This window comes from Nitrosococcus halophilus Nc 4 (genome assembly GCF_000024725.1).
In the GTDB taxonomy this organism is placed as follows: Bacteria; Pseudomonadota; Gammaproteobacteria; order Nitrosococcales; family Nitrosococcaceae; genus Nitrosococcus; species Nitrosococcus halophilus.
Genome location: NC_013960.1, coordinates 1179735 through 1194612, shown reverse-complemented (window position 1 = coordinate 1194612; position 14878 = coordinate 1179735). Strand labels below are relative to the sequence as shown.

9 protein-coding genes and 1 CRISPR repeat array (1 of these 10 running past the window's edge) are annotated in these 14878 nt (G+C 50.2%); of the genes, 4 read left to right on the top strand and 5 right to left on the bottom strand.

The window, feature by feature from the left end; genetic code table 11:
- Positions 1-1629: a CRISPR direct-repeat array (repeat unit 28 nt; unit sequence TTTCTAAACCGCCTACGCGGCGGCGAAC); it reaches 263 nt to the left of the window's first position.
- A 133-nt stretch (positions 1630-1762) separates the two neighbouring features.
- The 4 genes from cas6f to NHAL_RS05895 are packed head-to-tail and all read right to left on the bottom strand — an operon-like array spanning position 1763 to position 5742.
- On the bottom strand, positions 1763-2362 hold the full coding sequence (gene cas6f / locus NHAL_RS05910) for a type I-F CRISPR-associated endoribonuclease Cas6/Csy4 (protein ID WP_013032252.1): 600 nt from the start codon (positions 2360-2362) through the stop codon (positions 1763-1765).
- 14 nt (positions 2363-2376) lie between these two features.
- Entirely contained in the window at positions 2377-3435 is a 1059-nt protein-coding gene (gene csy3, locus NHAL_RS05905) for a type I-F CRISPR-associated protein Csy3 (protein ID WP_013032251.1), read from the bottom strand.
- Between the two features lie 22 nt (positions 3436-3457).
- Positions 3458-4387: a type I-F CRISPR-associated protein Csy2 gene (locus NHAL_RS05900; RefSeq protein WP_013032250.1), complete on the bottom strand. Its 930-nt coding sequence runs from the start codon at positions 4385-4387 to the stop codon at positions 3458-3460.
- A complete protein-coding gene (locus NHAL_RS05895) occupies positions 4384-5742 on the bottom strand; it encodes a type I-F CRISPR-associated protein Csy1 (protein ID WP_013032249.1) in 1359 nt (452 codons plus the stop codon). The genes NHAL_RS05900 and NHAL_RS05895 overlap by 4 nt, the downstream gene beginning before the upstream one ends.
- A 320-nt stretch (positions 5743-6062) precedes the next feature.
- Here NHAL_RS05895 and cas1f point away from each other — a divergent pair, with 320 nt between their 5' ends.
- Entirely contained in the window at positions 6063-6950 is an 888-nt protein-coding gene (gene cas1f, locus NHAL_RS05890) for a type I-F CRISPR-associated endonuclease Cas1f (protein WP_013032248.1), read from the top strand.
- Positions 6947-10429, top strand: coding sequence for a P-loop NTPase family protein (locus tag NHAL_RS05885; protein WP_013032247.1), 3483 nt, complete (start codon positions 6947-6949; stop codon positions 10427-10429). The genes cas1f and NHAL_RS05885 overlap by 4 nt, the downstream gene beginning before the upstream one ends.
- A gap of 72 nt (positions 10430-10501) precedes the next feature.
- Here NHAL_RS05885 and NHAL_RS05880 read toward each other — a convergent pair whose 3' ends face one another.
- The gene (locus NHAL_RS05880; RefSeq protein WP_013032246.1) at positions 10502-11353 is read right to left on the bottom strand and encodes a DUF4743 domain-containing protein; all 852 of its coding nucleotides are present in this window, start codon (positions 11351-11353) and stop codon (positions 10502-10504) included.
- Between the two features lie 100 nt (positions 11354-11453).
- On the opposite strand from NHAL_RS05880, the gene NHAL_RS05875 reads away from it, so the two are divergent.
- Both NHAL_RS05875 and NHAL_RS05870 read left to right on the top strand, forming a co-directional pair.
- A complete protein-coding gene (locus NHAL_RS05875) occupies positions 11454-12368 on the top strand; it encodes a DmsE family decaheme c-type cytochrome (protein WP_238985501.1) in 915 nt (304 codons plus the stop codon).
- On the top strand, positions 12316-14856 hold the full coding sequence (locus NHAL_RS05870; RefSeq protein ID WP_083761366.1) for an MtrB/PioB family decaheme-associated outer membrane protein: 2541 nt from the start codon (positions 12316-12318) through the stop codon (positions 14854-14856). Before NHAL_RS05875 ends, NHAL_RS05870 begins: the two co-directional genes overlap by 53 nt.
- Positions 14857-14878 lie beyond the last annotated feature (22 nt).

The following is a 14878-nucleotide window of genomic DNA, read 5'->3' as shown; positions in this document are numbered from 1 at the left end:
GCGAACATTAGACAGCTCTTGCTCCCAAATATACGCAATTTCTAAACCGCCTACGCGGCGGCGAACGCGGCACCGGAACACCTATTTTCATCGCTAAATTTCTAAACCGCCTACGCGGCGGCGAACTATATATTGATTCTTATAGGGTTAGACCCCTGTTTTCTAAACCGCCTACGCGGCGGCGAACTCCATCCGGCCTGAGATCGTCGTGTTCGGTATTTTCTAAACCGCCTACGCGGCGGCGAACACGGAGAAGCGGTTACTTAGAGATTTGTGGAATTTCTAAACCGCCTACGCGGCGGCGAACAAGCCAAGATGGGACTTATTGCCGTGGCAGGATTTCTAAACCGCCTACGCGGCGGCGAACTTAACGCTATCACGCTGACTTCCGCAATTTCGTTTCTAAACCGCCTACGCGGCGGCGAACGGAATTGAATCGCAGTGGTGTGTTATTCATAGTTTCTAAACCGCCTACGCGGCGGCGAACGACCGCATACGATGAAGCGGCGAGGGTCGGGTTTTCTAAACCGCCTACGCGGCGGCGAACCTTAAACTATCTCATCCCCATAAATATCTTCATTTCTAAACCGCCTACGCGGCGGCGAACTAGTTAGTAGGACTCCCGTGTCCTATCCGATATTTCTAAACCGCCTACGCGGCGGCGAACGGAATTGAATCGCAGTGGTGTGTTATTCATAGTTTCTAAACCGCCTACGCGGCGGCGAACGACCGCATACGATGAAGCGGCGAGGGTCGGGTTTTCTAAACCGCCTACGCGGCGGCGAACCCCACTACGAACTACGGGGTTATTAAACACGTTTTCTAAACCGCCTACGCGGCGGCGAACCCCTAGGCACTGCCCTCCTTCGGACCGCATCATTTCTAAACCGCCTACGCGGCGGCGAACGGAATTGAATCGCAGTGGTGTGTTATTCATAGTTTCTAAACCGCCTACGCGGCGGCGAACGACCGCATACGATGAAGCGGCGAGGGTCGGGTTTTCTAAACCGCCTACGCGGCGGCGAACAACTTATGATCTGTGTCTATGAATAGATCTTTTTTCTAAACCGCCTACGCGGCGGCGAACTCGCTTGGTCAGCCATAACGCCCGGTCTTTGTTTTCTAAACCGCCTACGCGGCGGCGAACGGAATTACCGGGAAGCACTTTTCCACCCGAGTTTTCTAAACCGCCTACGCGGCGGCGAACAGGAAAATGTCTGAGGGGATGCTTAAACTTTTTTTCTAAACCGCCTACGCGGCGGCGAACGTAAGCATGGCCGCTACGAAACCCAGGAGGATTTTCTAAACCGCCTACGCGGCGGCGAACAGCAAGACTCCACCTACCTATCATTTTTTGTATTTCTAAACCGCCTACGCGGCGGCGAACGGCATCAGTTTCTCCTCTACCGCAACGACGATTTTCTAAACCGCCTACGCGGCGGCGAACTTGCGGGGTACGTGGATCTTCCTTTTCCAGCATTTTCTAAACCGCCTACGCGGCGGCGAACATTAGGAGATGTACATTCAAAGTTTGTAAGTATTTTCTAAACCGCCTACGCGGCGGCGAACACGGCTGTTAAGAGATTTATGGAAAGCCTGGATTTCTAAACCGCCTACGCGGCGGCGAACAGTAACTTAAAGCTAAAAAAACACAATAACCACAGAGACTTACGTTGAGCATTAGCCTAAAACCTTCCATTTTCTTAAACTAAGCTAACTATTTGTTATTATTTATTTTTTTATCCTATGTAATAAAGCAAGGTCAGAACATGGGTACGGCTGAGTACTTACTCTCAACTTTTCTAGCCAACCCGTAGCTGCTAAATTGGCAAATATCAGTATCAATCTGAAGATTTACAGTGCTGATATGAATAGGTAACCGCCGACCATCACGTTCTAACAATAAATAAGGTGGCCGCTTCGTCTCCTCGTTATCCTGTAGCCTATCCTCCGACTTGAAATCCATTCCTAGCTGCTTTTGGGTGCAGTCGGCGCGCCGGATTCGGCGGCGCATTTGCCGTTGTCTAAACCCTGCTAGATGCTTCTCTGCATTACGATCACGCCGATAAGCGATTGCTGTTGCATTAGAAGGCACGGCCATTATGGGCCTGATTGAAATCATCCCGCGCCCTTCAAGATGGGTAATACCGCTGTTGCAACGCAACTGATCCAGCTCCTGGAGCGTTCCAAAACAACGCACAATACTCCCAGGGGAACGTGGGCTAAGCTCAGGAAATCCAAGGCCGATATTTAACGACTCGGATTTCAACACGCCATGTATGCGAGTGAAAAGCTTACTTAAAATAAAATGGGTGTCTTCAGGTAGCCCTATTGACTGGATTTCAAAATAATCTGAAAACATAGGTAATATTTCCCCTACTTAGTTTTCTTCTCTCCGCTAAACACCCCCCCGCGTATCAATACCGCCATAAAATAATGAGCATGCCCTGGTATGGCTTTGGCGTCCAGCGCACGCTCAACCCCCTCTTTCAGATCGAACAAATTTTTCAAAAGACTATAGAAGTCCGATTTTTCACGATCTGGCAACCGCACAGTACGAGCCTGGCGCTTATCGACGGTAAAGGGATCAACCGCGAGCGGACGATCAGCGCTGGCGTCCGGATACCAATTATCAATGGTACGAATGGCATTACCGATTTTTTGGCTATGCATAGCGGCCACCTGTTGATCAGCGACTTGCACAGAAAAGAGAGTCTTAGATTTCTTACCTTGTCCCCGCGACCCACTATCGACAAACTCCTGGCTGGGATACACTTCTTGCCCAAGGCCGATAGTTACTTTAGCGCTGACTTCTATAAGAAAAAACGGAACTTCACCGCTTAGCGCACCGGCAATATGATCAATCCAAGGCTTGAACTTATCCATCCGCTCTTGAGGCAGGGCGGGTTCCGGATGGTCAGTAACTTCGAAGGTTGCTTCGAGATTGTTATAGGGCGCGCGCAGGGTGATTTGACGCTGGGTGCCGTAGCGATTGCGCCATAAAAACCGTCCATTTAGGAGATTAGCCAGATAACGCTCGGCCAGTATGGTAAAACCGCCTTTTTCAGCATACGCTTGCGCTATGTCTTCTAAGTCTTCCCGAAACGCGGGATCGTCGCAGGCTTCAGGAGCCTTGGCATTATCTAAAAACTTAAGCGTAAAACGAAATTCAAAAGTATCCGCATCGGCAGGCAGATGGCAGCTATCGACTCGCTGAATATTGTTAGCTCCCGCCATCATTTCCTTATTAATGGCCTCTTCATCGCGCTGCTTATCTTTTTTGTAGACCGAGCTGTAATTGGCGATGGTACCTAATACGGTTTTATCCTGGATAAGCAATGGCCGGTTAGCCTCATTGGATACCCAGAAGGTGCCTTCGCTGGGAATGATGCTGCGGGTATAGTTGAGCAAGGGGGGAATCTGAACGGACGCCATTATGGAAACTCCTTAATAGTGTTTAAAGCGCTTTAGTTGAAAGATAAACCGTGCGGCTAGGAGCGTTGGTATCCCAGCGCCACAGTAACTTATTCTTCGTGAGCCAGTTGTCGACCGTGGAATCATTCTGGAGCCGTAGCACCCCTCGCGTCCAAAGCAGCTTGGCCAGGCTGTGAACAGGTTCGGCGTAAGCATGATTCGTGGAAGAATCGGCATCTGAAGAAGCATGGCTGCGGTTACGGCGCGGCTGGGGCGATTCCAAGAGCTGATAACCAACGCAGGTGGCATAGAGCCAATGACCAGGATGCTGGCGCCGCCTGAATGGGGAAGATTGAGCAGACATATTTTGTGATTCTTTATCCTCCGCCGGAAACCAAGCCACGGCATTGATTAGCGCAGCAAAGTGATCAGGCTCATGGGCAATAAGATCAGCGCCATTACTAATAAACCAGCCAGGCGGCAACCGCCCCATTTCTCTGGCTAGATCGGATCTTTTGATGTAAATTTTTGGCTGACCTATTCCAATAATATCCCCCCCTGCTAAACGGCGGGTCTGTAAAAATGCCGTTGAGCGGGTTTTCAGCCACTCATCCAAGGCGGATTTGTTTTCCAGCTCCAAGGCCACCACTAAGCTAAGGGACATGGAACCCTTGACCTCTGGAATGAGAGGCGGGTTAAGCAAATCGTCCTGGGTCTGACTGAGCCCATTGCCCTTGCACAAGGCAAGGGGATTTTTGCTCAAGCCTTCATGGATTTGCCCGTCATGGAGACAGACCACAAACCCTTCCAAACCGGCACCGGCATCCGCCGCGTTATCGGCAAGTTCAAAAGACACCAGGTAATCGGCAAAACCCGCTATGGCGGTTAAGGGCAATGAACGGGTGAGGTGGCTGCTTTCCCAGTTACAGCCGGTCACGTTTAAGGTGGGTAAGAGAAGATAATACAGACTCATGCCGTCACCTCCCCCGCTAAGTAGCGTTTAGCCAACAGGCTTTCCAAAGCGTCCTGAATCAGTTTATCGATTTCATCGCTCGGCGGTGATTTCAAATGAAAAATAAGCGCCTTATAGGCTGCTTTTTGCCGTGCTTCGTGAGCGCTGTGCTCCGTTTCCGGGTTTTTACTAATCCCCGCCAAGCTTAAAATCCAGTTGGGCAAATTCTTGGCTTCAAGTTTTTGACGCTCCTGAACGGCGTCTAGGGAATCGGATGATAGCCAAGCAAAAAGTTGCTCCTGTTCCTCAAGTTCCGGCAATAGCCATTCAGCGATCTGCTTTTCAAGACGCCGAAGATGGTCTTGCCGGTTACCGTAACGCTGGGTCCAATCCTGCTCCAGCCACCATGTAAAACGCTGCGCTTCCTTTTTCGGCAGGGGCTGAAACAGCCGTCCTCGCTGCAAATGCCAAAGCCGCCGCTGACGTTGGGTGAAATCAAGCCGGGGTATCGTCATGATTAACTGCCGCAAATTGCCGCTCAGTTCATTCATCAGACTGCCGGCATTTCGCGGTTTAGTCCCGCCAACACCTATCCGGTGAAAATTCAGAGTGGCGTTTTGTTCCCGCAATTCAGTCCGCTGCTGCTCAAACGCCCCGATGACCGCCGTGGCGGCAAGGGGCGTGATGACGACATAATCCCTATCCTGCTCTGGGTCTGGATTTGGAACAAAAACTTGCTTTAATTGTCGATCCAAGGGCGCAAGATTGGTGGTCTCTAAATGCGCCGCCGCCGCTTCCTGGAAAGCTTGCCACTGACTTTCTTTAATGCCTAGGGCCATCACCGTTTCGCGCAGACGCTCATCCCGGTTAGCGGCGCGCTCAATCACGCTGAATACTCCGGCCGAGTCTTCATAGGTGAACGCCAACCATTGATAGTGCGCAGTATTAACGGCGTTACCGGAGCCGGAAAATTGACGCGTTCTGAGGTTTGCCGAGGTCACTAAACCCGCTGGCGGCGGCGTTAAGGAACGGGCCACAATAGGTCCTGAACTGACTTTATCATTACGGGACTTAGGATGATGAGTGCCCATATGGGAAACCAAAGCGACCCAAATAAATGTTCCCCCAATATTTTTATTGATTACTTTGGCGACCAGTGCGGCCTTGGCGCCTTCCGCGTTTAGCATCTGTTCACAGGAAGTTGGGCTGCCGTAAGCGAAATTAACCGCGGCAATAAGCAGCGGGGGAACATCCTCGTCTGTGACCTTGATGGGGTCCCGGCAATGTCCTAGCAACCGGGTTTTGAGCTGTTTCAACTGCTCGGCAGGTGAGTCTTTATTAGAGCTAAGCGCTTGGTTTAAATCATCTATCAACACGGTTTATCGCCCCTTGCCATGGATATAGAGCGCAATATAATGCCATCTGCGGGTGATATCAATACCGTTTTAGTTTTATAATTAAATATATTTCGATAACCAGCAACTATCAATGCGGATCAAAGTCCTCTTTACGACTCTTTGTTCTAAAGCTATCGTCGCCTTCAGGCTAAAAATGATACTTCAGAAAATTGTTCACCGCCGTGGAAATGGTTTAGAAAAAACAGAGGTGGTTTAGAAAGTTTTAGTTTTTTAATTGAATAGCCTTTCACCGCCGCATAGGTGGATTTGATAACGCAACACAATTAGGGTTATACCCCATGCCGATACTGCCTTCGCACCGCCAGGGACTTTATTATCTGGAACATTGCCGAGTAATGGCTAAGGACGAGCGGGTGGTTTATGCCCGCCAGGAAGGTGCATTCACCAAATTTTTTGCCATCCCGCCCGCGAATACCAGTGCCATTCTGCTGGGTAGCGGCACTTCCCTGACCCAAGCGGCCGCCCGTCTGCTGGCAAGCGAACAAGTGATGCTGGCATTTGTGGGCGGCGGGGGAAGCCCCCTATTCCTGGCCTCCCAAAACGAATACCGGCCGACCGAGTACTGCCAGACGTGGATGCGCTTATGGCAGGATGATGGCCAGTGCCTTAGGGTGGCTAAAAGATTTCAAAGAAACCGGGCTGAATTTTTAATACAGCGATGGCCCAAACTTGCGGAGCCTAAACCTGATAAAGCAAGTCTGGAAAAATTGGCCGAGAGCTATTTGGCGAACATTGAATTGGCCGGGGACAACGAAACGATTCTGGCCCAGGAGGCCAAGTTCGCAAAAAAACTTTATGGGTTGTGGGCGAACTGCACCCAAACTAAAAATTTTACTCGCGATCCTGGCAAGCGGGACTTCAAAGACCCCTTCAATAGCTATCTCGATCATGGGAATTATCTAGCCTACGGAGTTGCGGCGACGGTTTTATGGGTTTTGGGGATTCCCCACTCATTGCCGGTGATTCACGGCACCACCCGGCGCGGGGCTTTAGTTTTCGATGTAGCCGACATCATTAAGGACACGTGCGTAATGCCCATTGCATTTCAACACGCGGCGGCTGGTCGTAGCGATCAAGAGATGCGCCAGGCGTGTATTGCTTGGCTTGATGAAAGCGACGCCATGACATTTCTCTTCCAGTCCATCAAGCACGTGACCCATCCATGATCGTCTTATTCGTCAGCGAATGCGAAAAAGCCGCTTGGAAGCGATCGCGCCGCATTCTATCCCGCTATGCGGTACAAATCGGGCGGCGCACTTGGCTGGCGCGGATCAGCGCGGAAGGTTTGCGAAACATACGCCGAGAACTTACCCAAGCGGCAAGTCGCCATACCTCGGTCGCCTGTCATCGCGTCAAGGGGCGCTACCAAACCGAGTTGGCATGGGTGGTGGGCAGCCGTCGGCATTTTAGCCGGAACGGTGAATTCGCCTTCAGCCATAGCGCCACCCCCTTGCCAAGCGTCAACGAAGAGACCGCGCCTGCCGTACGGCTACTTAATCATCTTTGCATATTGGCCGGGCTTTTTCATGATTTGGGTAAACATGCTTCTTGCTTTCAGCATAAACTACGGGATAAAAACAGCAACCAAAGCGATCCCGTGCGCCATGAAAGAATATCGCTCTTGCTGCTGTTACGGCTTATCACTTTAATTACACGACCCGCCGCCGAGAATAACCCGCCACCGGCTACATCCGCTCCAAAAAAACGCCGACGCCGGGTTGCGGGAGCCAATAATAGCCTCCCCAAACCGCCTCTCGGTTTGGCCAGCCTCAAAGACGAGCACTGGCTTGCCGCGCTTGCCGACACCAAAAAAATTTATGAAGCCCTGCATCGGATATGGAAGGAAACCCCCGATGATCATTGGCGGGAACTCATACCCATTGAAGGAAGTACTCTGCGCCCGGAATGGAGTTCGACAGAAGACAACCGAGGTCTGGCACCCTTGCTAAGTGTGCTCTGTTTTTTGGTCATATCTCATCACAAATTACCTGACGGCCATGAAGATGATTTTGCGCCGCTGGAAGAAACTTACCTCAATAGGTCACAGGATTTGCCAAATGGCTTACGGCTAGCCACTGATTATCGACCCGCTTGGTCACAGTCGCCGAAATGGGTCAACGAGATTGTCAAACATGCCCGGCGTGCCCATTACCTCTTGCAGGAACACCCCATTCCCACCCAGGATCGCACGCTCTGGTATAGCGCCGCCCGCTATATGGCCCGCGGTGCCCTCGTCTTAGCGGATCACAGCATTTCAAGTAAGGCAAAAATAGAGTTTCCCGTAAATACTCAATCAACCCAGGCACAAGTTTGTTTCGCCAACAGTTGGCAGGGTCAGCTACGGCAAACACTGGCCGCCCATTTGGAACAAGTCGGCAAGTTATCGGGAAAGGCGTTCAACCATCTGCATCAACTCCAGCATAATCGCAAAGCCAGTGCCATTGAAACCTCTCCCCCTTCCCTGACCGCTCCAATTACGGAAGAAGCCTTTATCTGGCAGGAAAAAGCCGAACGCAAGGTGCTAAAAGCCCAGCGGCAAGAGGACGACACCAATGAGGGATTTTTCGCCCTAGTGATGGCCGAAACTGGCTCTGGCAAAACACGCGGCAATGTCCGCATTCTGGCCGCTGCCAACCACCATCAAAATTACCGGTTGACGGTCGCCCTGGGGCTGCGCACCTTGACCCTGCAAACCGGCGATGAATACCGGGGCGACTTGGGGTTTGGAAAAACACCTGATGCTATGGGCGAACAATGCGCGGTCATGGTCGGCGGGGCTTTAACCATTGCCCTCCATGAAATGACGGATTCTGAAGAAGGAAACGAGCTAATCAGTTTACCGCCGCCGGAGGAACAGGCAGGTATCGAAAGCAGCAACCTGGATGATTCCTTGTATGAGGGCATCACTGGCGAATTTGATTACGATCCCGATGCTCCTTGGCCTGAAGATCTAATTGCGCCTAATAACTCCAAGCTTAATCGCCTGCTACAAGTCCCTGTTCTGGTCTGCACTATCGATCATCTAATGCCGTTTCTGCAAAGCCAGCGAGCCTCGGCTGCCGTCCTGGGTTTTCGCATAGCCGGATCGGATTTGATTATTGACGAAATTGACAGCTTTTCCACCGAGGATTTACCTGCGTTATTAAAACTCGCCTATGTGGTGGGTTTCAATGGGCGAAAACTGCTGCTATCTTCCGCGACCCTACCGCCTGCAACCGCGCGCGCTTTCTACCGCGCCTATCAAACTGGCTTTAACCGCTGGCGGCAACTTCAAGGCATGGAACCCGGCCCCATCCGCTGCGGCTGGTTCAGCCATCATGCTGCTCATATTAAGTTAACCTCCGTCGCCGACAATACCGCTTTTGCTAAGCAGCACGGTCGATTTATCCAGGCCCTGCTGGATACGCTACAGCAACAACCCGTGCGGCGCCGGCTTGGCGCCATTCCCGTACCCATTATTGAAGGCCCGGAAACGGTTTACCAAAATGTGATGGAAAGTTGCAGGGAACTGCATCAACAGTGGGCTAGCCGCGATCCGGAGACCGGCGTTTGCTATTCCATCGGCTGCGTCCGCTGGAGCAATGTCGCCCACACCCGTGAATTTGCTAAATACTGGCTTAATACGCCCGTCAATTTAAATGAAGTTCAGATAAAGCTAATTTGTTATCACGCCAAGCATTTACCGCTAATACGCCATCATATTGAACGGACATTAAATACTCTTTTGAAACGTAAAGGGGGCCGACAAGCGCATGATCATCCGACTCTGCGCGCTCATTTAAAAGATTGTCAGCAACAGGGAAAAACCCACCTATTGATTATCGTCAGCACCTCTCCCATATCTGAAGTGGGACGCGATCACGATTACGACTGGGGAATTGTCGAACCCAATTCTTACTGGTCCTTGATCCAAATGGCCGGACGCATTTGGCGGCACCGACGCCATTTAGAAGCCAGCCAGCCCAATATGCGGATAATGAGTCAAACCCTGCGGGATTTAAATGAGCAACCCATGCGCTTTACTAAACCAGGACCAGAGTCCGCGTATTTCGCAATCTCTGACAGCGCTGAGACATTAGCGCAGATATTCGATCTGAAGGGCTTGCAAGAGTGTATTGATGCCCGCTTCACGCTCCAAGAACCGCTGATTCAGGCTGAAAAGATCAAAAATCAATATGTGTATCCCGATATGCGCCAGCTTGAGCATGGTCAATTACAGAAACTTTTGGAGAGTACCGAGCAGTCAAAACAGGCCATGTATTTTATTGAGGGGTATAATTCACAAATGGTGTTGACGCAACAACATAGCCAATATTGCCCTTTCCGAAAAGACGTAAATCAGAATTTACTCTGGTTTGATTGGGAAGACGATACCTGGAAATATCTTGCTAACAGTGAAAAAAAGATTCAAAGAGTAAAGAACCAAGTTCACGAACAGCGCCATTACAAGTGCATCGCTCAATCTTATTTCACGCCTGATGAGCTTTCTCGATATTCTTTGTATGAACAATGGCAAAAACAATTGGCCCGAAGAGGATTAACAGGCTCTCATATTATCAACGCCCTGCCCCTCTCCGTCGGAGATAACTTTGAAAAGGAAAAACAATTGTTCTACAGCGATCTTATTGGCTGGATTTTTGCCTAAGAAAATCTAAACATTGTGCGAATATTGAGCCCAATACTCCAAAAACAGTGGTGCCTAAGATAACCTTTATACTTATAGCGGCACCCGAAGACCTGCCACTATCTCCAAATAATCGGGATGTTCCGGAGTAATAAAACCTCGCCGTATCAGAAAGTCAATGATGACCAGATTGCAATTTCTCTTGAATGAATCGGTTTCCTGGACCAGGGCCGCTACCTCCTCCACTGGCCAAAGGTAAAATTCCTCTACCTCTCCATCCTGGCATTGGGGCACGAAATCAGGCGGCAATTCTAAATCATAGCAGTACATCACATCGGGTTTGAAACCTTCTTGGGTTTCAAAGCGATAGGAAATATAGCCCACGGGAACCGCTTGGGAAGCCATTTCGACAGGGATCGCCGCTTCTTCCCAACACTCTTTGGCTAAATTTTCCTGCAACGGAACCCCGTGGGGCACCCCCCCGGCCACCAGATTATCAAGCTTGCCGGGAGCACTCCATTTATCTCGGGAGCGCCGGCCAATCCACATTTTTAACTGGCCCCCTTGATTGACAAAACCGTTCAGGTGCTGGCCGAAAGCCCGGACACCCAAATAAGGGGCTGAACCCCGATCAATTACAAAGAGGGCTCTTTCTCGGGAGGAAGCAGTCACCGCATATTCTTCCCCATGCCAACGGGGAATGATTCCTTCCTCTACCAAGGCCTCCAAAACGACCCTGACCTCCTGGGTTCGCTCCTCAAAAGACTGGAGGTTGGAAACAAGATGGACCGCTGTCGGCGACACCCGGAAAATCGCCGGCCAACATCGTAGCTTCTCGGCAAAGGCGGATTTGATATGACCTACCTGGACCCCCTCCACATAAAAAGGGCGGAAATCCTTCAAAGCATAGCGATTACAGTTCCTAATATGGTCAAGATAGCTCATCCTGCACCTTTATTTATCATGGCTATAATTATCTCTTATGAAAATTTCACCATTAAGAATAAAAATTCGGCGGGGGTTAGTCTTTTTATTAATGGTAGGGATGATCCCGGTGATTACCAATTGTAGACCCGTCCTCCCAGTCGACACCTCCCCTCTCGGTAATCCGGCTCAGGCTGATGCCACCTATGTGGGGGAAACCACCTGTATAGGCTGCCATCAAGTTGAGAATAGTCATTGGAGCCATACTCTCCACGCCAGGGTTTTCCGCCTGAATCCCCAAGATGAACTCCAGGCCAGGAGCTGTGAGGCCTGTCATGGACCCGGATCTAAACATATTACCGAGCCCACCAACAAATCTAAGATCATGGCCTTCACCCGCACTTCCGGGTCCTCTATTCTTCAGCAAAACGCCATGTGCCTACAATGCCACAGGGGCAGAGAGAGAATCTACTGGCCGGGTTCCACCCACCAAGTTCATGATCTCGGTTGCAGCGACTGCCACAATCCAATGGCGCAGTTTTCCCGAAATGGGCTGCTCAAAAAGGAAAGTATTAGCCTGACCTGTTTCACTTGCCATCAACAGCAACGGGTCCAATTTCGTAAACGCTCTCATATGCCCCTGCTAGAAGGCAAGATTTCTTGTGTCGATTGCCATAACCCCCATGGTTCAAACACAACGCCACTGCTCAAGGCCGACACGGTTAATCAGCTCTGTTATCAATGCCATCCTGAAAAACGGGGACCGTTTATTTGGGAACATGCCCCCGTCCGGGAAAACTGTTTAAATTGTCACTTACCCCATGGTTCCAATCATGAAAAATTGTTATCTGTCGCTAGGCCCTTTTTGTGTGAGCAATGCCATACCAACCGGGGACACCCTAATGATCTGCTGACAATGGCCAATATGCCCTCTGGTTTAAGGCCCGATGGACGGCTGATGAATCGAAGTTGCCAAAATTGCCATGCCCAAATCCATGGTTCTAATCACCCTTCAGGGGTTCGTTTCCATCGCTGATCCCATGTTTTCAAAAGCCCAATGCCCGCTCATTATTTTCTGGCTACTGTCAGCCCTCGCGGCCGATACCCAAGCCAATTCGGCGGCAGGAGTGGATACCCTCCTCGGCAATACCCTCAACCCCACCGGTACCGATACCACTCAAACATTGGATGAGCGTGGCCTTGCGACTTTCAAAAAAACCTTTTCCAGGTCCCCTACGGGTCTGCTTTATGAGCCTCCTTTCAGTCCGCCCAAGTTTGGAAAAATAGACGATTGGCACTATCGGGGCAGCATAGAAGGCGGTTTTCTCATTGACGATGATTCGGCAAAACCCGAGAACTTTATCGAGTATAGTGACTGGAGCGAGGGTCCCCTGCTTAATTATTTTAATTTTTCGTCTTGGCAAGAAAACAAAGGTTATTTCCTTAATTTGTCCGGGGGAGGCGTAGGTAGGGATGATCAATATTATCTGGCCCAAGGTGGGCGTTATGGTTTATTCAAGCTGACTGGTTTTTTCAATGAAATCCCCCATGTGTTCGAAACCCGGGGGCTTACCCTATTCCAGGGAGTAGGCAGTCAGCAACTGCTGCTACCAGCCGGGTTAGTACCCGGCAATAACACGGCTGAGGAGATCCATTCCGCCCTGGAAGCGGCTTCTCGAAGATCTTTGGATTTATCCCGAAAAAAAGGGGGACTCGGGTTTGAAATCACGCCCACTCCCCACTTTAGAATCCATGGCCGTTACACTCAAGAGGCCAATAAGGGTACCCGCCCCTTCGGCGGAACCTTTCTCGCCCCCTTCTACACCGGCGGCACAGCGGGTGGAGTTGTCGAAACCGTTGAGCCAATTGATTACCTCACCCATGATCTCCTCGCAGGTTTCAATTATGGGGCCAGGCGCTATCAGTTAAATTTTACCTATAGGGCTTCCTTTTTCCGCAACCAAAAAAAAACACTCAGTTGGGAAAACCCATTCAAAAATTTACCGGGAGATAGTTTTGTTGTCGAGCGAGGCCGTTTTGCACTTTATCCTGATAATGATTTTCATAATGTAAAACTAGATTTCAGCTACCGACTCCCCTGGAGGGGGCTTTTTACTTCTACTGCTGCTTGGTCTCGCATGCACCAAGACGATGGCTTGATTCCCCCCACCGTTAATTCAGGTCAAGCAGATTCGGGTATTGATCTGAATAACTGGAACACCACCGCAGCCCTCAGCCAAAAAACCGCACAGGCTGAAATCAATACCTGGCTATTCCAGGTAGGCCTCAGGTTAGTTCCCTTTGATCCCCTCACATTACGGGCGGATTTCCGCTATTACGATGAAGATAATGACACGGATTACACTGCCTTTAATCCCCTGACCGGAGATATCGGCTATATTGTTGAGGATGGGGCGGATCCTGGCCGTGGTTTTGTTTTTCAGCCGAATCAACCGGCTAGGCCCTTTCATTTTCGCAATATCCCTTTTGCCCAGCGTAAAAAAAATTGGTCCTTCAATGCCGATTATCGCCTGATTCCAAAAACAACTTTAGGGCTAGGCTACCAACGGGAAGTCATTGAGCGGGACTATCGGGAGCGGGAGGAAACAAGGGAGAATCGGCTAATCGCACGCGTCTCTAATCGTTCCATCCCCTGGGCCACCTTTCGCTTTTCCTATGAATTTTCAGACCGTACGGGTAGTCCCTACCGTTTTGATCCCTACACAGCGTTTTTTACGAATTCTCTGCCCGAATTTAACTCCCTGCTGCCCCAGGGAACGACACCTTTTACCCTTGCCGATCTACGCAAATTTGATTTGAGCGACCGGGAACAGCACCTTTTCCGTGGATTGGTCAATGTGCTGCTGGGGGAAACGATGGATTTTTCCCTCTCTTTTACCCGGGTAGATAATGATTTTGACGCTCGTTTCGGTCTTCTCCATGATGAAAATAATGCCATTAATCTAGAGTGGAATTATCAGCCTTCTCCTAAACTAAACACCTATGTCTTCGGCAGCTATCAAACCCGAACCAACGCCATCGCTAATATCAATGACGCCGGCTTTTCTACCGATCCTAATGCAGGTGGAACCACCTTTCCTCTAAGCGCCGCCTGGCGAGAAAATATGGATGAGACCAACACTGCTCTTGGGGTTGGTTTTTACTATCAATTTGATCGCTTTACCCTCGATGGCAACTACTCTTTTAATTGGTCACGCAGCGAAATCGATTATGAGGCAGCCTCAAATCTGTCGTTGGCAAACCCCGAGTTGTCCCTAGACGTGGTCGGCAATTCATTTCCCGACTTAAAATATACGCGACATATACTTGAGACCAATTTACGCTGGAAGATTAATAAAAATCTGGCATTGCGCTTACTACACCGCTATGAACGGGGAACAATCCGCGATTGGCATTTTGAAGGACTAAACTCATTGATTGATAACCACCTTTTCCTGGTGGCTACCCCCAATGATTTTGAAGTCAATCTGGTCGGCCTACTAATCCAATATAAAATCCCCTAGCTCCATAAAAATCTTCTACACT

Excerpts from the sequence above, each read along its gene's own strand:
- cas6f (WP_013032252.1), bottom strand. The coding sequence starts at position 2,362 with ATGTTTTCAGATTATTTTGAAATCCAGTCAATAGGGCTACCTGAAGAC.
- csy3 (WP_013032251.1), bottom strand. The coding sequence starts at position 3,435 with ATGGCGTCCGTTCAGATTCCCCCCTTGCTCAACTATACCCGCAGCATC.
- NHAL_RS05900 (WP_013032250.1), bottom strand. The coding sequence starts at position 4,387 with ATGAGTCTGTATTATCTTCTCTTACCCACCTTAAACGTGACCGGCTGT.
- cas1f (WP_013032248.1), top strand. The coding sequence starts at position 6,063 with ATGCCGATACTGCCTTCGCACCGCCAGGGACTTTATTATCTGGAACAT.
- NHAL_RS05885 (WP_013032247.1), top strand. The coding sequence starts at position 6,947 with ATGATCGTCTTATTCGTCAGCGAATGCGAAAAAGCCGCTTGGAAGCGA.
- NHAL_RS05880 (WP_013032246.1), bottom strand. The coding sequence starts at position 11,353 with ATGAGCTATCTTGACCATATTAGGAACTGTAATCGCTATGCTTTGAAG.
- NHAL_RS05875 (WP_238985501.1), top strand. The coding sequence starts at position 11,454 with ATGATCCCGGTGATTACCAATTGTAGACCCGTCCTCCCAGTCGACACC.
- NHAL_RS05870 (WP_083761366.1), top strand. The coding sequence starts at position 12,316 with ATGCCCAAATCCATGGTTCTAATCACCCTTCAGGGGTTCGTTTCCATC.